At 56.1% G+C, this 15,791-nt stretch carries 16 protein-coding genes; 9 read left to right on the top strand and 7 right to left on the bottom strand.

Annotated elements, in window-relative coordinates; translation table 11 throughout:
• The first annotated feature begins 6 nt into the window (after nt 1-6).
• Nucleotides 7-3,330, top strand: a complete 3,324-nt coding sequence (mscM, locus tag ACMGG5_RS07830) for a miniconductance mechanosensitive channel MscM (RefSeq protein ID WP_032651334.1) — start codon at nt 7-9, stop codon at nt 3,328-3,330.
• 37 nt (nt 3,331-3,367) lie between these two features.
• Here mscM and yjeM read toward each other — a convergent pair whose 3' ends face one another.
• Together yjeM and epmA are read right to left on the bottom strand one after the other, a co-directional pair.
• Nucleotides 3,368-4,867 carry a glutamate/gamma-aminobutyrate family transporter YjeM gene (yjeM, locus tag ACMGG5_RS07825; RefSeq protein ID WP_420277682.1) on the bottom strand — a complete coding sequence of 500 codons (1,500 nt, stop codon included), beginning with the start codon at nt 4,865-4,867 and terminating at the stop codon, nt 3,368-3,370.
• Nucleotides 4,868-5,062: 195 nt separating this feature from the next.
• Nucleotides 5,063-6,040, bottom strand: a complete 978-nt coding sequence (gene epmA / locus ACMGG5_RS07820) for an elongation factor P--(R)-beta-lysine ligase (protein ID WP_420277681.1) — start codon at nt 6,038-6,040, stop codon at nt 5,063-5,065.
• Nucleotides 6,041-6,350: 310 nt separating this feature from the next.
• Between epmA and frdA the strand changes: the two genes are divergently transcribed.
• Genes frdA through frdD form a run of 4 tightly spaced genes read left to right on the top strand, consistent with a single transcriptional unit; the run spans nt 6,351 to nt 9,644 of the window.
• On the top strand, nt 6,351-8,141 hold the full coding sequence (gene frdA / locus ACMGG5_RS07815) for a fumarate reductase (quinol) flavoprotein subunit (protein WP_024907346.1): 1,791 nt from the start codon (nt 6,351-6,353) through the stop codon (nt 8,139-8,141).
• A complete protein-coding gene (locus tag ACMGG5_RS07810; RefSeq protein WP_023310124.1) occupies nt 8,134-8,868 on the top strand; it encodes a succinate dehydrogenase/fumarate reductase iron-sulfur subunit in 735 nt (244 codons plus the stop codon). Before frdA ends, ACMGG5_RS07810 begins: the two co-directional genes overlap by 8 nt.
• Nucleotides 8,869-8,878: 10 nt before the next feature.
• The gene (frdC, locus tag ACMGG5_RS07805; protein ID WP_024907347.1) at nt 8,879-9,274 is read left to right on the top strand and encodes a fumarate reductase subunit FrdC; all 396 of its coding nucleotides are present in this window, start codon (nt 8,879-8,881) and stop codon (nt 9,272-9,274) included.
• 10 nt (nt 9,275-9,284) lie between these two features.
• Nucleotides 9,285-9,644, top strand: a complete 360-nt coding sequence (gene frdD, locus ACMGG5_RS07800) for a fumarate reductase subunit FrdD (protein ID WP_013095272.1) — start codon at nt 9,285-9,287, stop codon at nt 9,642-9,644.
• A 29-nt stretch (nt 9,645-9,673) separates the two neighbouring features.
• Here frdD and ampR read toward each other — a convergent pair whose 3' ends face one another.
• A complete protein-coding gene (gene ampR, locus ACMGG5_RS07795; protein WP_024907348.1) occupies nt 9,674-10,549 on the bottom strand; it encodes a LysR family transcriptional regulator AmpR in 876 nt (291 codons plus the stop codon).
• Between the two features lie 132 nt (nt 10,550-10,681).
• Between ampR and blaACT the strand changes: the two genes are divergently transcribed.
• Together blaACT and ACMGG5_RS07785 are read left to right on the top strand one after the other, a co-directional pair.
• Nucleotides 10,682-11,827, top strand: a complete 1,146-nt coding sequence (gene blaACT, locus ACMGG5_RS07790) for an ACT family cephalosporin-hydrolyzing class C beta-lactamase (RefSeq protein ID WP_420277680.1) — start codon at nt 10,682-10,684, stop codon at nt 11,825-11,827.
• Nucleotides 11,828-11,948: 121 nt separating this feature from the next.
• Nucleotides 11,949-12,479: a lipocalin family protein gene (locus ACMGG5_RS07785; RefSeq protein WP_024907350.1), complete on the top strand. Its 531-nt coding sequence runs from the start codon at nt 11,949-11,951 to the stop codon at nt 12,477-12,479.
• Here ACMGG5_RS07785 and sugE read toward each other — a convergent pair.
• A complete protein-coding gene (sugE, locus tag ACMGG5_RS07780) occupies nt 12,476-12,793 on the bottom strand; it encodes a quaternary ammonium compound efflux SMR transporter SugE (protein WP_008502938.1) in 318 nt (105 codons plus the stop codon). The genes ACMGG5_RS07785 and sugE overlap by 4 nt on opposite strands.
• Before the next feature lie 261 nt (nt 12,794-13,054).
• On the opposite strand from sugE, the gene ACMGG5_RS07775 reads away from it, so the two are divergent.
• Nucleotides 13,055-13,654, top strand: coding sequence for a helix-turn-helix transcriptional regulator (locus ACMGG5_RS07775; protein WP_420277679.1), 600 nt, complete (start codon nt 13,055-13,057; stop codon nt 13,652-13,654).
• A 37-nt stretch (nt 13,655-13,691) separates the two neighbouring features.
• Here the strand turns inward: ACMGG5_RS07775 and ecnB are convergent, their stop codons facing one another.
• The 3 genes from ecnB to efp all read right to left on the bottom strand — a co-directional run bounded on the left by ecnB (nt 13,692) and on the right by efp (nt 14,702).
• Nucleotides 13,692-13,838: a lipoprotein toxin entericidin B gene (gene ecnB / locus ACMGG5_RS07770; RefSeq protein ID WP_003025482.1), complete on the bottom strand. Its 147-nt coding sequence runs from the start codon at nt 13,836-13,838 to the stop codon at nt 13,692-13,694.
• Between the two features lie 108 nt (nt 13,839-13,946).
• The gene (locus tag ACMGG5_RS07765) at nt 13,947-14,078 is read right to left on the bottom strand and encodes an entericidin A/B family lipoprotein (protein WP_048990206.1); all 132 of its coding nucleotides are present in this window, start codon (nt 14,076-14,078) and stop codon (nt 13,947-13,949) included.
• Between the two features lie 57 nt (nt 14,079-14,135).
• Complete coding sequence (gene efp / locus ACMGG5_RS07760) at nt 14,136-14,702, bottom strand: elongation factor P (RefSeq protein WP_010427766.1); 567 nt, start codon at nt 14,700-14,702, stop codon at nt 14,136-14,138.
• A 40-nt stretch (nt 14,703-14,742) separates the two neighbouring features.
• Here efp and epmB point away from each other — a divergent pair, with 40 nt between their 5' ends.
• Nucleotides 14,743-15,771, top strand: coding sequence for an EF-P beta-lysylation protein EpmB (gene epmB, locus ACMGG5_RS07755; protein WP_049123429.1), 1,029 nt, complete (start codon nt 14,743-14,745; stop codon nt 15,769-15,771).
• Nucleotides 15,772-15,791 lie beyond the last annotated feature (20 nt).

Raw genomic sequence — 15,791 nt, 5'->3', positions numbered from 1 at the left:
GCTGACGTGCGCCCGATTATCGTTCTACTGATGGCCTGGTGCCTAAGCATGGGGGCGTACGCAGCGACAGCCCCCGACGCCAAACAGATAACCCAGGAACTGGAGCAGGCAAAAGCGGCCAAACCCGCTCAGCCAGAGACCGTCGAGTCGCTCCAGGCTGCCCTGAACGCGCTTGAGGAGCGGAAAGGCTCGCTTGAGCGCGCTCAGCAGTATCAGCAGGTTATCGACAACTTCCCCAAACTCTCCCAGACGCTGCGCGCGCAGCTCAATAATCTGCGTGACGAACCGCGCGATGTGCCGGCAGGCATGACCTCCGACGCGCTGAACCAGGAGATCCTGCAAGTCAGCAGCCAGCTTCTGGAAAAGAGCCGCCTTGCTCAGCAGGAGCAGGAGCGAGCACGTGAAATTGCCGACTCCCTCAGCCAGCTTCCGCAGCAGCAAACCGACGCCCGTCGCCAGCTTAATGAAGTTGAGCGCCGCGTGGGTACGCAAAACGGCAACACGCCACAGGCGCAGGCCCAAAATCTGGGCCTGCAGGCAGAATCGGCTCGCCTGAAGGCCCTTGTCGATGAGCTGGAGCTGGCGCAGCTTTCCGCCAATAACCGCCAGGAGCTGTCGCGAATGCGCTCTGAACTCGCTCAGAAGCAGAGCGAGCAGCTGGATGCTTACCTTCAGGCCCTGCGCAATCAGCTCAATAGTCAGCGCCAGCGTGAAGCGGAGCGCGCGCTGGAAAGTACCGAACTGCTGGCAGAAAACAGCGATAACCTGCCTGCCGGCATCGTCCAGCAGTTTAAGGTCAACCGTGAGCTTTCTGCCGCGCTGAATCAGCAGGCGCAGCGTATGGATCTGGTTGCCTCGCAGCAGCGTCAGGCGACCAATCAAACCTTGCAGGTTCGTCAGGCGTTAAACACCCTGCGCGAGCAGTCCCAGTGGCTCGGGTCATCAAACCTGCTGGGCGAAGCGCTGCGCGCCCAGGTCGCGCGCCTGCCGGAAATGCCAAAGCCGCAGCAGCTGGATACCGAGATGGCCCAGCTGCGCGTTCAGCGCCTGCACTTTGAAGATCTTCTCAATAAACAGCCGCAAATCCGCCAGATCCGTCAGGCTGATGGACAGCCGCTGACCAGCGAGCAAAACCGTATTCTGGAAGCCCAGTTGCGTACCCAGCGTGAACTGCTGAACTCTCTGCTGCAGGGCGGGGATACGCTGATTCTGGAGCTGACCAAGCTGAAGGTTTCTAACAGCCAGCTGGAAGATGCGCTGAAAGAGGTGAACGAGGCGACGCACCGTTATCTCTTCTGGACGTCCGACGTGCGTCCGATGACCTTCTCGTGGCCGATTGAGATTGTCCAGGACCTGCGCCGCCTGATTTCGCTGGACACCTTCAGCCAGCTGGGACAGGCCAGCGTGATGATGTTCACCAGCAAAGAGACCATTTTCCCGCTGCTGGGGGCGTTGATTCTGGTGGGCTTCAGCATTTACTCGCGCAGACATTTCACCCGTTTCCTCGAGCGTTCCAGCTCCAGGGTCGGGAAAGTCACCCAGGATCACTTCTGGCTGACGTTGCGCACCGTATTCTGGTCGATTCTTGTCGCCTCTCCGCTGCCGGTGTTGTGGATGACGCTGGGGTATGGCCTGCGGGAAGCCTGGCCCTATCCGCTCGCGGTAGCGATTGGTGATGGCGTCACCGCCACGGTGCCGCTGCTGTGGGTGGTGATGATATGCGCCACCTTCGCGCGCCCCAATGGCCTGTTCATCACCCACTTTGGCTGGCCGCGTAATCGCGTAGCGCGCGCCATGCGTTACTACCTGATGAGCATCGGGCTGATTGTGCCGCTGATTATGGCTCTGATCATGTTCGATAATCTCAACGACCGGGAATTCTCAGGCTCGCTGGGCCGCCTCTGCTTTATGCTGATATGCGGGGCGCTGGCCATCGTCACGCTCAGCCTGAAACGCGCGGGTATTCCGCTCTATCTGGATAAATCCGGCAGCGGCGACAACATGTTCAACCGGCTGCTCTGGAACCTGCTGCTTAGCGCGCCGCTGTTTGCAATGCTGGCAGCCGCGGTGGGCTATCTGGCAACCGCGCAGGCGCTGCTGGCGAGGCTGGAAACCTCGGTGGCCATCTGGTTCCTGCTTCTGGTGGTGTACCACGTGATCCGCCGCTGGATGCTGATCCAGCGCCGCCGTCTGGCGTTTGACCGTGCCAAGCACCGCCGGGCGGAGATCCTCGCCCAGCGCGCGCGAGGTGAGGAAGAACCAAACCACGTCAACAGTACGGAAGGCACAACGGAAGCGGACGAGGTCGAGCTGGATCTGGATGCCATCAGTACCCAGTCCCTGCGCCTGGTTCGCTCCATCCTGATGCTGATTGCCCTCCTCTCGGTCATCTTCCTGTGGTCAGAGATCCACTCCGCGTTTGGCTTCCTGGAGAACATCTCTCTCTGGGACGTGACGTCCACGGTGCAGGGTGTTGAAAGCCTGGAGCCGATTACCCTGGGGGCGGTGCTGATTGCCATTCTGGTGCTGATCATCACCACGCAGTTGGTGCGCAATTTCCCGGCGCTGCTGGAGCTGGCGCTGCTACAGCATCTGGATTTAACGCCGGGTACGGGCTATGCGATCACGACCATTACCAAATATCTGATCATGCTGTTTGGCGGGCTGGTTGGCTTCTCGATGATCGGTATTGAGTGGTCGAAGCTCCAGTGGCTGGTGGCAGCGCTAGGCGTCGGGTTAGGTTTTGGTTTACAGGAGATCTTCGCCAACTTCATCTCCGGTCTGATCATTCTGTTCGAAAAACCGATCCGTATTGGCGATACCGTCACGATCCGCGATCTGACCGGCAGCATCACGAAGATCAACACCCGTGCAACGACGATCAGCGACTGGGATCGGAAAGAGATCATCGTGCCAAACAAGGCGTTTATCACCGAGCAGTTCATCAACTGGTCGCTGTCAGACTCCGTTACCCGTGTGGTGCTGACGGTACCGGCACCGTCGGACGCTAACAGCGAAGAGGTCACCCAGATCCTCTACACCGCCGCTGAGCGCTGCTCACTGGTGATCGACAACCCGGCGCCGGAAGTCTTCCTTGTGGATTTACAGCAGGGGATCCAGATTTTCGAGCTGCGTATCTACGCCGCCGAAATGGGACACCGTATGCCGCTGCGCCATGAGATCCACCAGCTGATTCTGGCGGGCTTCCGCGAGCACGGTATTGATATGCCGTTCCCACCGTTCCAGATGCGTCTGGAAAGCCTGGACGGGCGTAAAACAGGAAGAACGCTGACGTCAGCGGCGCGTACGCGCCCGGCGGGCAGTTTATAACGCATCTCCCCTCCCTTTCGGGAGGGGACTATTCCCGCTACGCCACTTCTGCGACGTACACCATCGCGCGTCGACGGTAATTCTCATAAATCCCCATCGCCAGCAGCGAGAAGAAGATTGGGCCGCCCACCATCCACAGCGCGCTGTTCCAGTCGTTCGCCTCAATTACCGGCTGGATAATGGTGAAGATGTTGGCAAACGCCACCACTAGCACTACCACCGTGGTGGCCACCAGCGTTGCCGCGCGGCTTTTAAAAATCACAAACGGACGTTCAAGATCCTGCTTCGCCTTAAAGAACGGGAACGCCAGGGTCAGGAACAGGTACGGCAGCGTCATCGACACGTTCGCCATCAGGGTCAGCTTGTTGTAAAACGCAGACGCCGTATCGCCGCCAAATGACACCAGCAGAATGAACACGCACACCAGCAGACACTGCATCCACATGGCGTTGGCAGGCATGCCTGCGGTGTTCAGCTGGGTCATACTCGCAGGCCACAGCGCTTTTGGCGTACCCTGAATAATCGCTTTCAGCGGCGAATAGATCAGCGTGAAGAATGCGCCGGTATAGGCCAGGAACATCGACAGGCCGGTAATACGCGCGAACCAGACCCCCATTACCGATGCCGCCTCGGGACTCAGGTTCATCGCCTGCCCCAGCGTCATCCCCAGGCTTTTCATCAGCACATAGGTGATGTTGCCAAGGTTAGTGGTGTTGTTGCTCAGCACCTGCTGCCAGTTGGTGCTGACGCCCCAGAGAAAAATCGCCAGCGAATAGCCGATGGAAATCACGATGGCGGCAAAAATAATGCCTTTCGCAAAGTTCTTTTCCGGGTTTTCCGTCTTATCGACCAGGCCGCCTACGGCTTCAATACCGCCGTAAGCGAAGATGGCAAACACCACGAAGGAGAGCATCGCGAGCCCGGACTGGTAGCCCGGATTCGGCGAGGAGGCAAAGTTAACATCCTGTGCAAAATGACCACCGTTCAGGCACAGGATAGCGATGCTCGCCAGCAGTAGCACCAGGTTCAATCCCATCACCGAGATCCCGCCCACGGCGGTAATCCGGGCAATTTTATTGATACCTTTAGACGCCACCAGCGTCACGACAACCATCCAGCATACCGCCAGAATCCCGACGACCTGCGTGGAGCTCAGCCCGGCCAAAGACCAGACCTGCGTTTTATCGGCACCGAAAAGAAACGTCGAGAACGGCACCCAGACTTTGGCCGCCGTACTCACCATCCAGACGACGTAGGATGAAAACCACATAAACGTGCCGATAAACGCATAGCGCGGCCCGACGCTGTTATTCATCCATGAGTAGATCCCGCCCTCTTCTTTCCGGTAAGCCGAGCCCATCTCCGCCATCATCAGCGCAAACGGGATAAAGAAGAACAGAGCAGAAACGATATAAAACGGCGTCGCGCTGTAGCCCATCAGATAGAACGCCGACGGGCTGTTGGCAAAGCCAAAGACTGAGGTAAATATCATCAGGATGAGCCCGGTGAGGGTCATCTTTTTGAGTGACTGGGACATAGAACCATCCGAAAAGGAATTAAACTGCGCGGATGGTAGCAGAAGACCAGACAAATATTGTGGCTATACGAGGCAAATTAAGAAAAAGACCCGTGTATAGGGAATGTGGCAGTTTTTAATGTTGTCGTGCTGAAATGGAAAGGTTAATTGACAGGAATGGTAGGCCGGGTAAGCGCAGCGCCACCCGGCATTTTATTAGGCGCGATCGACCGTAAAGGCAATCACATCGCCAAGCTGCTCTGCGCCCAGGGCCAGCATCACCAGACGGTCAACACCCAGCGCCACGCCGGAGCAATCCGGCAGACCTGCTTTTAGTGCTTCAAGCAGATTAACATCAACAGGCTGCTGCGGCAGACCGCGCGCGGCACGCTTGCGGTTATCCTGCTCGAAGCGCTGCTGCTGCTCGCGGGCGTCGGTCAGTTCATGGAAGCCGTTTGCCAGCTCGATGCCTTTGTAATAGACCTCAAAACGCTCTGCGACACGATGATCTTCGGTACTGATCTGCGCCAGTGAGGCCTGGCTTGCCGGGAAGTGATAAACAAACGTCGGACGATCTTTGCCAATCTGCGGTTCAACGCCAAAAGTGAACAGCAGCTGCAGCAGCGTGTCGCGATCCTCTTCGGTATCCGCCACGTTGCTCAGATCCAGTTTTGCCGCCACTTCGCGCAGCTGGGTTTTGTCCGCCGACAGCGGATCGATTTCCAGATGGCGCTGGAAAGCCTGCTGATAGGAAAGGGTTTCGGCTTCCGAGCAGTCCAGGACCTGCTGCAGCAGATCGTCCACCTCATTCATCAGGCGGTACATATCATAATGCGGGCGGTACCACTCCAGCATGGTGAATTCCGGGTTGTGGTGACGACCCATCTCTTCATTACGGAAACTGCGGCACAGCTGATAGACCGGACCACACCCCGCTGCCAGCAGGCGTTTCATGTGGTATTCCGGGCTGGTCATCAGATACAAATTCATGCCCTGAGAGTGGCCGGGGCCAACAAAACGGGTTTCAAACGGGACCAGATGAATATCCGTTACCGTTGCCTGACTCATGCACGGGGTTTCCACCTCCAGGACGCCGCGGTCGGCAAAGAAACGGCGGATCTCCGCCATAATTGCAGCGCGTTTTAACAGATTAGGGATGGATGCGCTCGGCTGCCAGGTGGCCGTTTCGCTCATGAGTTGTTCTCCGATTTCAGACAAGGGCACGAAGTCTACTCGTTAGCCGGGGCAGAGACAAATTTTGTGCAGTAAAAAAGCGCATTTCATTTAGGTGAACAATTGCGTGACGTATTTCATCAATCTTCATGATAAATCGCCTGACAGAACAGCAAAAAAATCGAACACGTCAAATTTCCCTGACATCTACACGGTTATACTGTTTTACCCATAAAGGAGCAGTGGAAACGCTTTCGCAATCGTCCTTTTGGACGGGTGAACTACCTTTAGTTTGTCGCGTTGCGAAATAACAAAAATCTGGAGGAATGTCGTGCAAACTTTTCAAGCCGATCTTGCCGTAATAGGCGCTGGCGGGGCTGGATTACGTGCTGCGATTGCTGCAGCGCAAGCTAATCCCAACGCTAAAATCGCATTGATTTCAAAAGTCTATCCAATGCGTAGTCACACAGTGGCAGCAGAAGGAGGGTCCGCCGCCGTTGCGCAGGATCATGACAGCTTTGAATACCATTTCCACGACACGGTTGCAGGGGGCGACTGGCTTTGCGAACAGGATGTCGTTGACTACTTTGTGCACCATTGTCCAACGGAGATGACCCAGCTTGAACAGTGGGGATGTCCATGGAGCCGCCGTCCGGACGGCAGCGTCAACGTTCGCCGCTTCGGCGGCATGAAGATCGAACGCACCTGGTTCGCCGCCGATAAGACCGGCTTCCACATGCTGCACACCCTGTTCCAGACCTCCCTTCAGTTCCCACAAATCCAGCGCTTCGATGAACATTTCGTCCTCGACATTCTGGTGGATGATGGACAGGCGCGCGGCCTGGTGGCGATGAACATGATGGAAGGCACGCTCGTCCAGATCCGCGCCAACGCGGTAGTAATGGCGACGGGCGGTGCGGGTCGCGTTTATCGTTATAACACCAACGGCGGCATCGTTACCGGCGACGGTATGGGCATGGCGCTCAGCCACGGCGTGCCGCTGCGCGATATGGAATTCGTGCAGTATCACCCAACCGGCCTGCCGGGCTCCGGCATTCTGATGACGGAAGGCTGCCGCGGTGAAGGCGGTATTCTGGTCAATAAAAACGGCTATCGCTATCTGCAGGATTACGGCATGGGCCCGGAAACCCCGCTCGGCGAGCCGAAGAACAAATACATGGAGCTCGGCCCGCGTGACAAAGTCTCTCAGGCTTTCTGGCACGAGTGGCGCAAAGGCAACACCATCTCCACGCCGCGCGGCGATGTGGTCTATCTCGACCTGCGTCATCTGGGCGAGAAGAAACTGCTGGAACGTCTGCCGTTCATCTGCGAGCTGGCGAAAGCCTACGTTGGCGTGGATCCGGTTAAAGAGCCGATCCCGGTGCGTCCAACCGCGCACTACACCATGGGCGGTATCGAAACCGATCAGCAGTGCGAAACCCGCATTAAAGGGCTGTTCGCCGTCGGCGAATGTTCTTCCGTTGGCCTGCACGGCGCTAACCGTCTCGGGTCTAACTCGCTGGCAGAGCTGGTTGTCTTTGGCCGCATGGCGGGCGAGCGCGCAATGGAGCGTGCGGCAACCGCAGGTGAAGCCAACGGTGCCGCGCTGGATGCGCAGGTCGCAGACGTTGAAAAACGCCTGAAAGATCTGGTGAACCAGGAGGGTAACGAGAACTGGTCTAAGATCCGCGACGAGATGGGCCTGTCGATGGAAGAAGGCTGCGGTATCTACCGTACCCCTGAGCTGATGCAAAAAACCGTCGACAAGCTGGCGGAACTGCAGGAGCGCTTCAAGCGCGTGCGCATCACCGACACCTCCAGCGTATTCAACACCGACCTGCTCTACACCATCGAGCTGGGCCACGGTCTGAACGTCGCGGAATGTATGGCGCACTCTGCGCTGGCGCGCAAAGAGTCGCGTGGGGCCCACCAGCGTCTGGACGAAGGCTGTACCGAACGTGACGACGTCAATTTCCTGAAACACACTCTCGCCTGGCGCGATGCGGATGGCACCACGCGTCTGGACTACAGCGACGTGAAAATCACCACGCTGCCGCCGGCAAAACGCGTGTACGGTGCAGAAGCAGAAGCCGCCGAGAAGAAGGAGAAGGCGAATGGCTGAGATGCAAAAAATGAAAGTTGAAGTGGTGCGCTACAATCCGGAAGTGGACGCCGCACCGCACAGCGCTTTCTATGAAGTGCCTTATGACGAGCAAACCTCCCTGCTGGACGCGCTCGGCTATATCAAAGACAACCTGGCGCCAGACCTGAGCTACCGCTGGTCCTGCCGCATGGCGATCTGCGGCTCCTGCGGCATGATGGTCAACAAGGTGCCGAAGCTGGCCTGTAAGACCTTCCTGCGCGAGTACACTAAAGGTATTAAGGTCGAAGCGCTGGGCAACTTCCCGATTGAACGCGATCTGGTGGTCGATATGACCCACTTTATCGAAAGCCTGGAAGCCATTAAGCCGTATATCATTGGTAACCCACGCACGCCGGATCAGGGGCCAAACACCCAGACCCCGGCGCAGATGGCGAAATACCATCAGTTCTCCGGCTGCATCAACTGCGGTCTTTGCTACGCCGCCTGTCCACAGTTTGGCCTGAACAAGGAGTTCATCGGCCCGGCCGCCATTACCCTGGCGCACCGCTATAACGAGGACAGCCGCGACCACGGTAAAAAAGAACGTATGGCGCAGCTTAACAGCCAGAACGGCGTCTGGAGCTGTACCTTTGTGGGCTACTGCTCCGAAGTCTGTCCGAAGCACGTCGACCCGGCCGCCGCTATTCAGCAGGGTAAAGTGGAAAGCTCGAAAGACTTTCTTATCGCTACCCTGAAACCACGCTAAGGAGTGCATGATGACGACTAAACGCAAAGCCTATGTGCGGCCAATGCCGTCCACCTGGTGGAAAAACCTGCCGTTTTATCGCTTCTATATGCTGCGTGAAGGCACGGCGGTACCGGCGGTCTGGTTCAGCCTTGAGCTGATGTACGGCGTTTTTGCCCTCAAGCACGGTCCGGAAACCTGGGCCAACTTTGTCGGTTTTCTGCAAAACCCGATCATCGTTGTGCTGAACCTGATCGTGCTCGCGGCCGCGCTGCTTCATACCAAAACCTGGTTTGAACTGGCGCCAAAAGCGGCGAACATCATCGTTAAAGACGAAAAAATGGGGCCAGAGCCGGTGATTAAAGGGCTCTGGGCGGTGACGATTCTGGTCACTGTGGTCATTCTGTTTGTCGCACTGTTCTGGTAAGGAGACACCTGTGATCAATCCAAATCCAAAACGTTCTGACGAGCCGGTCTTCTGGGGCCTGTTTGGCGCAGGCGGCATGTGGAGTGCCATCATCGCCCCCGTCATCATCCTGCTGGTCGGCATTATGCTGCCGCTGGGGCTGTTCCCGGGCGATGCGCTGAGCTACGAGCGCGTACTGGCTTTCGCGGGCAGCTTTATCGGTCGCGTGTTCATCTTCCTGATGATCGTCCTGCCGCTGTGGTGTGGTCTGCACCGTATTCACCATGCGATGCATGACCTGAAAATCCATGTCCCGAGCGGTAAATGGGTGTTCTACGGTCTGGCGACCATCCTGACCGTGGTGACGCTGATTGCCGTGGTCACCATCTGACGCTTCAGGCCCGCCATCCGGCGGGCCTTTTATTTCTGCATCTTCCCCACCAGCCACTGAGCAAACTCGCGCATTGCGGGCGTTTCTGTCCGTGACTGTAGTCTTGTCAGCCAGTAGCTGCCGAGGTCAATCTGCGTTGCAAACGGCTGCACGATGCGCTCGCTGCTGAGTAAATGGGTAAACATGTCGACAGGCGCAATGGCAATCCCGACGCCTGCCTGAGCCGCTTCCAGCATGGTCACGGACGAGTCAAACACCATCACCCGGTGCGTCGGCGAGGGAGGATGTTCACCCGCTGCCTGCATCCACGCAGCCCACTCGTCGCGTCGGTAGGAGCGCAGCAGGGTAAACTTCAGGATATCTGCCGGGCTTTTCAGGCAAGAGGCAATATCGGGTGTACAGAGCGCAGACAGCGGCGCGGCGCAAAGAAATTCAGCATCGGTTCCATGCCACGCGCCGCCACCGTAGCGAATGGTGTAATCAAGCCCTTCAGCCGCCGGATCGACGCGATTGTTATGGGTGGAAAGCTGAAGATCAATATGCGGATAGCAGCGGCGAAAGTCCGCGAGCTCTGAGAATAAAACACCCGTGGCAAAGGTCCCTACCACACCTATTTTGAGCTTCTCCTGAGCACGCTGGCTGGCAAAGCGATCCAACATTCCGGCGATACGATCGAACGAGTCATTCAGCACCGGCAGCAAATTCTCGCCTTCGGTGGTCAACATCAGCCCGCGCGAAACGCGGACAAACAGCTGGCAATTAAGGTGCTGCTCCAGCGCCTTTACGTGCTGGCTAATCGCGGAATGGGTGACGTTCAGCTCGATAGCGGCATGCGTAAAACTGAGGTGCCTGGCAGCAGCTTCAAACGCCCGCAGGGAATTAAGAGGAAGATAGCTGCGCGTCATAGTCTCGTCCGTTAGAAAAATTAACAGCTAATGCTAAATTTAACCGTTTGTCAGCCATAGTCAAATCCAACAGACTACAGCGGTCTGACGGGCCCGGACACTCCCTTGAACCGCTATTACGGAAGATAACTGATGATGAAAAAATCCCTAAGCTGTGCCCTGCTGCTCAGCGCCTCCTTCTCAGTATTGGCTGCACCGATGTCAGAAAAACAGCTGGCTGAGGTGGTGGAACGTACCGTTACGCCGTTGATGAAAGCGCAGGCCATCCCGGGTATGGCGGTGGCGGTGATTTATCAGGGTCAGCCGCACTACTTTACCTTCGGTAAAGCCGATGTTGCGGCAAACAAACCTGTCACCCCACAAACCTTGTTCGAACTGGGCTCTATAAGTAAAACCTTCACCGGCGTACTGGGTGGCGATGCCATTGCTCGCGGTGAAATATCGCTCGGCGATCCGGCGACAAAGTACTGGCCTGAGCTGACGGGCAAGCAGTGGCAGGGGATTCGCATGCTGGATCTGGCAACCTATACCGCAGGCGGTCTGCCGTTACAGGTACTGGATGAGGTCACGGATAACGCCTCTCTGCTGCGCTTTTATCAAAACTGGCAGCCGCAGTGGAAGCCGGGCACCACGCGTCTTTATGCTAATACCAGCATTGGTCTTTTTGGCGCGCTGGCGGTCAAACCTTCCGGCATGAGTTATGAGCAGGCCATAACGGCGCGGGTCTTTAAGCCGCTCAAGCTGAACCATACGTGGATTAACGTTCCGAAAGCGGAAGAGGCGCATTACGCCTGGGGATACCGTGACGGTAAAGCGGTCCACGTTTCGCCAGGCATGCTCGACGCGGAAGCCTATGGCGTAAAAACTAACGTGAAGGATATGGCGAGCTGGGTGATGGTGAACATGAAGCCTGACTCCCTTCAGGATACTTCACTCAGGCAAGGCATTGCCCTGGCGCAGTCTCGCTACTGGCGCGTGGGGGCCATGTATCAGGGGTTAGGCTGGGAAATGCTTAACTGGCCGGTCGATGCCAAAACCGTAGTTGAAGGTAGCGACAATAAGGTGGCGCTGGCACCGTTGCCTGCGAGAGAAGTAAATCCTCCGGCACCGCCGGTTAAGGCCTCCTGGGTTCATAAAACAGGCTCTACCGGCGGATTTGGCAGCTACGTGGCCTTTATACCTGAAAAGCAGCTCGGCATTGTGATGCTGGCAAATAAAAGCTATCCGAACCCTGCACGCGTTGATGCGGCATACCGCATCCTCGACGCGCTGCAGTAAAACATTGCCGGGTGGCGGCTTCGCCTTACCCGGCCTACAAAATCCACGGTGTGACGCCGTACAAAAACCACATTTTCCTTGCCGTCATCTACACTTAACAAAAAACAGTAAGGAAACTTCTATGCGCATTTTGCCTGTTATTGCCGCGGTGACAGCCGCGTTTTTAGTGGTTGCCTGCAGTTCCCCTACCCCACCGCCTGGCGTTACCGTCGTCACGCCTTTTGATGCACAACGCTTCCTTGGAACATGGTATGAAATCGCGCGCCTCGACCACCGGTTTGAGCAGGGCTTAGAGAAGGTCACTGCGAATTACAGCCCGATGGATGATGGCGGTATTCAGGTGATCAACCGGGGCTATAACCCCGACCGGGAGATGTGGCAACAGTCGATTGGGAAAGCGTACTTCACGGGCGACCCGCGGCGGGCCGCGCTTAAAGTCTCGTTCTTTGGCCCATTTTATGGCGGCTATAACGTGATCGCGCTCGACAGAGAGTACCGTCACGCGCTGGTCTGCGGGCCGGATCGCGACTATCTATGGATACTTTCCCGCACGCCAACACTTTCACCAGAAATGAAGCAGCAGATGCTGGACGTCGCGACCCGGCAAGGGTTTGATGTGTCAAAACTTATCTGGGTGAAACAACCCCATTAATGGGTGCTGAGCTTCAGCCCAACGATCCCGGCCACAATCAAGGCGAGGCTGGCGATACGCGCCAGACTCGCTGACTCTCCCAGCAGCAAAATGCCGGTGATAGCGGCACCCACCGCGCCAATACCCGTCCAGACGGCATAAGCCGTTCCCACAGGCAGAGAGCGCATCGCCCAGGATAACAGAACGATACTGACTATCATGGCGGTAACGGTAATGACGCTGGGCGTCAGGCGGGTAAATCCGTGGGTGTACTTGAGACCAATCGCCCATACCACTTCGAGCAGGCCAGCAATAAAAAGAATGATCCAGGACATGTCAGGCTCCTTAACTTAATACAAGTTGGGGCCGTCCCCGGTGAAAGAAACGCTTACGGGTCGTCCCGTAAGGCAGAGATTACGCCACCTATTGTGGTTAGCGTGCTATTTTTTTTCAATCATTTTTTGCTGAACACGTTAAGGCAAGAAATAGCCGCAGTATGGCGCGGAGTTCCGGCTTTTAGCACTCATCCGACTTCTCTATGATGATGTGCTTTCTGATGGCAGGAAGCCAAACCACTAGCCGACTGCGAATAAAATATGTTCAAAATTCTTTTGATTGACCGTTGTCACTTCACCCGCACGGGGTTTGAAGCATGGCTCAATCATTCCGGTTTGTTCCCGGGACACTACGTTGTGACCGGGCTGAATAATCTGTTTCTTGCCAGAGAACACATTCTGCAATGGAAACCTACGCTGGTTATTGCTGACCTGTACGGCTTCAGGCAGGACATTCACCATTTTCAGCAGCTCTCGTCCCTGCTTAACGCCAGTGAACGCTTACCGTTTATTTTGCTGCAATCGGGAGAGGACAGCGGCATGACAGACTGGCTCGGACAGTTCCCGGTGTGGTCGTCGTTGTTGAAAAACGCCAGTCTCGAAGAAGTGGCAACGGTTATCAACGACGCATTGATCTCGCGCTCATGCGCAGAAAGGCCAGCGGCGGCGGCCCCCTTGCTGACCCGGCAGGAAGAGAAAGTGCTGACATTGTGGATGGACGGCGCGAGCAATCAAAAAATTGCCGCTAACCTGAGTATCAACGGAAAAACGGTCTATACCTATAAACGCAATATCCGCATGAAATTGCATATGGATACGCGTTTTTCTCCGTTTTTATCCCTGCAGGAATCGGAAAGCTGACGGTACGAAACCCGGCTGGTCCCGTACCGTTTATTCATTACTGCTGAGCTTTTGTTGCTGCACCAGAGATTGCGCTACCACCTTCAGAAATATCCTGACCGACGCCACGCGTGGTATTACAGGCCGTTAACACTGAAGAAAGTACCAGGACTGAAAAGATCGCTGCAATTGTCTTCTTAACCATAATATCTTCCTTTTATAGCCAAAGTTGTTTTGTGTATAGCAACTTAAGAATAGACAAGATCCCGCCGGTTGACGGAAAAGGACGCATTTTTAGGAAAATTAGACGAACTTAGCTGGCGGCGTGAGAAATGATATGGCCGAGATCCTGGATGTCTTGTCCCATTCCACGCGTGGTGTTACAGCCGGAAAGCAATGCGCAGGAAAGCGCTAACAGAAGCAGAATTTTAACGGTACGTTTCATCATCCCTGCCTGCAAGAATCAGGCGCAGCGGGCGCTGCGCCTTCAATCATACGTAAATTACTTCACGCGGGATACGTATTCGCCGGAGCGGGTATCCACTTTGATCACTTCGCCAGTCTGTACGAACAGTGGCACTTTAACCACGGCGCCGGTAGACAGTTTGGCTGGTTTACCGCCGGTACCTGCGGTATCACCTTTCAGACCTGGATCGGTTTCAACGATTTCCAGTTCTACGAAGTTTGGTGGGGTCACAGCGATAGGCTGGCCGTTCCACAGGGTCACGATGCACTCAGCCTGATCCAGCAGCCATTTAGCGCTGTCACCTACCGCTTTCTCATCAGCAGACAGCTGTTCGAAAGTGGAGTTGTTCATGAAATGATAGAACTCACCGTCGTTGTACAGATAGGTCAGGTTCATATCAACAACATCAGCGCCTTCAGCGGAGTCAGTAGACTTGAAGGTTTTCTCAACACGGGTACCGGTCAGCAGACGGCGCAGCTTAACGCGTGCGAATGCCTGGCCTTTACCTGGTTTAACGAATTCGCTGGCTTCAACCGCGTACGGTTCGCCGTCCATCATGATTTTAAGACCAGCACGAAAATCGTTGCTATAGTACGTTGCCATAAGGCCCTCTAAATTTGTTAACTGGTAGCTAAGCCACAAAATGGCGCATATTGTAACCCTAAACACCCCGTCCAGAGAAGATTGGTTATCGCAACTTGCCGATGTAATCACCAGTCCTGATGAATTGCTGCGTCTTTTAGACCTCGATCAGCACCCAGAGTTGCTTGCAGGCCGCGAGGCAAAGCGCCTATTCGCCCTGCGCGTTCCCCGCGCGTTTGTGGCGCGGATGGAGAAAGGCAATCCCGACGATCCGCTATTAAAACAAACGCTTACTTCGCAGGATGAGTTTGTCACCGCGCCGGGTTATAGCACCGATCCGCTGGAAGAGCAGAACAGCGTGGTGCCCGGTTTACTGCACAAATATCTCAACCGCGCCCTGCTGCTGGTAAAAGGCGGCTGTGCGGTAAATTGTCGTTATTGCTTCCGTCGGCACTTCCCTTATGCCGAAAACCAGGGCAATAAACGCAACTGGCAGGTCGCGCTGGACTATATCGCCGCCCATCCGGAGCTGGATGAGATTATTTTTTCCGGCGGCGACCCGCTGATGGCAAAAGATCATGAGCTGGACTGGCTGCTGACTCAGCTTGAAGCCATCCCGCACATTAAGCGCCTGCGCATTCACAGCCGTTTACCGATTGTTATTCCGGCACGTATCACGGACGGCCTGGTGTCACGCCTGGAGCAGTCCCGATTGCAGGTGCTGCTGGTGAACCATATTAACCACGCGAACGAAATTGACGATGCGTTTCGCGCGGCGATGGCGCGACTGCGTAAAGCGGGCGTGACGCTGCTGAACCAGAGCGTGCTGCTGCGCGGAGTCAATGACAGCGCCCGCGTGCTGGCCGATCTGAGCAATGCCCTGTTTGATGCGGGCGTGATGCCCTATTACCTGCACGTGCTGGATCGCGTTCAGGGCGCGGCCCATTTCATGGTGACGGACGAAGAAGCCCGGCAGATTATGCGCGAACTGTTAACGCTGGTTTCAGGCTATATGGTGCCGAAGCTGGCACGCGAGATTGGCGGAGAGCCGAGCAAGACGCCGCTGGATTTGCAGCTGCGGCAGCACTAGTTTCCCCTCACCCTAACCCT

The organism is Enterobacter sp. BNK-34 (genome assembly GCF_048684445.1).
GTDB classification, from domain to species: Bacteria; Pseudomonadota; Gammaproteobacteria; order Enterobacterales; family Enterobacteriaceae; genus Enterobacter; species Enterobacter pseudoroggenkampii.
The sequence above is the reverse complement of the archived record's forward strand: the minus strand, read 5'-3'. Positions and strand labels throughout refer to the sequence as shown.

What these genes read in the sequence shown, in the direction of transcription:
- yjeM (WP_420277682.1), bottom strand. Translation starts at nt 4,867, where the DNA reads ATGTCCCAGTCACTCAAAAAGATGACCCTCACCGGGCTCATCCTGATG.
- epmA (WP_420277681.1), bottom strand. Translation starts at nt 6,040, where the DNA reads ATGAGCGAAACGGCCACCTGGCAGCCGAGCGCATCCATCCCTAATCTG.
- ACMGG5_RS07810 (WP_023310124.1), top strand. Translation starts at nt 8,134, where the DNA reads ATGGCTGAGATGCAAAAAATGAAAGTTGAAGTGGTGCGCTACAATCCG.
- frdC (WP_024907347.1), top strand. Translation starts at nt 8,879, where the DNA reads ATGACGACTAAACGCAAAGCCTATGTGCGGCCAATGCCGTCCACCTGG.
- ampR (WP_024907348.1), bottom strand. Translation starts at nt 10,549, where the DNA reads ATGACGCGCAGCTATCTTCCTCTTAATTCCCTGCGGGCGTTTGAAGCT.
- blaACT (WP_420277680.1), top strand. Translation starts at nt 10,682, where the DNA reads ATGATGAAAAAATCCCTAAGCTGTGCCCTGCTGCTCAGCGCCTCCTTC.
- ACMGG5_RS07785 (WP_024907350.1), top strand. Translation starts at nt 11,949, where the DNA reads ATGCGCATTTTGCCTGTTATTGCCGCGGTGACAGCCGCGTTTTTAGTG.
- sugE (WP_008502938.1), bottom strand. Translation starts at nt 12,793, where the DNA reads ATGTCCTGGATCATTCTTTTTATTGCTGGCCTGCTCGAAGTGGTATGG.
- ACMGG5_RS07775 (WP_420277679.1), top strand. Translation starts at nt 13,055, where the DNA reads ATGTTCAAAATTCTTTTGATTGACCGTTGTCACTTCACCCGCACGGGG.
- ecnB (WP_003025482.1), bottom strand. Translation starts at nt 13,838, where the DNA reads ATGGTTAAGAAGACAATTGCAGCGATCTTTTCAGTCCTGGTACTTTCT.
- ACMGG5_RS07765 (WP_048990206.1), bottom strand. Translation starts at nt 14,078, where the DNA reads ATGAAACGTACCGTTAAAATTCTGCTTCTGTTAGCGCTTTCCTGCGCA.
- efp (WP_010427766.1), bottom strand. Translation starts at nt 14,702, where the DNA reads ATGGCAACGTACTATAGCAACGATTTTCGTGCTGGTCTTAAAATCATG.
- epmB (WP_049123429.1), top strand. Translation starts at nt 14,743, where the DNA reads ATGGCGCATATTGTAACCCTAAACACCCCGTCCAGAGAAGATTGGTTA.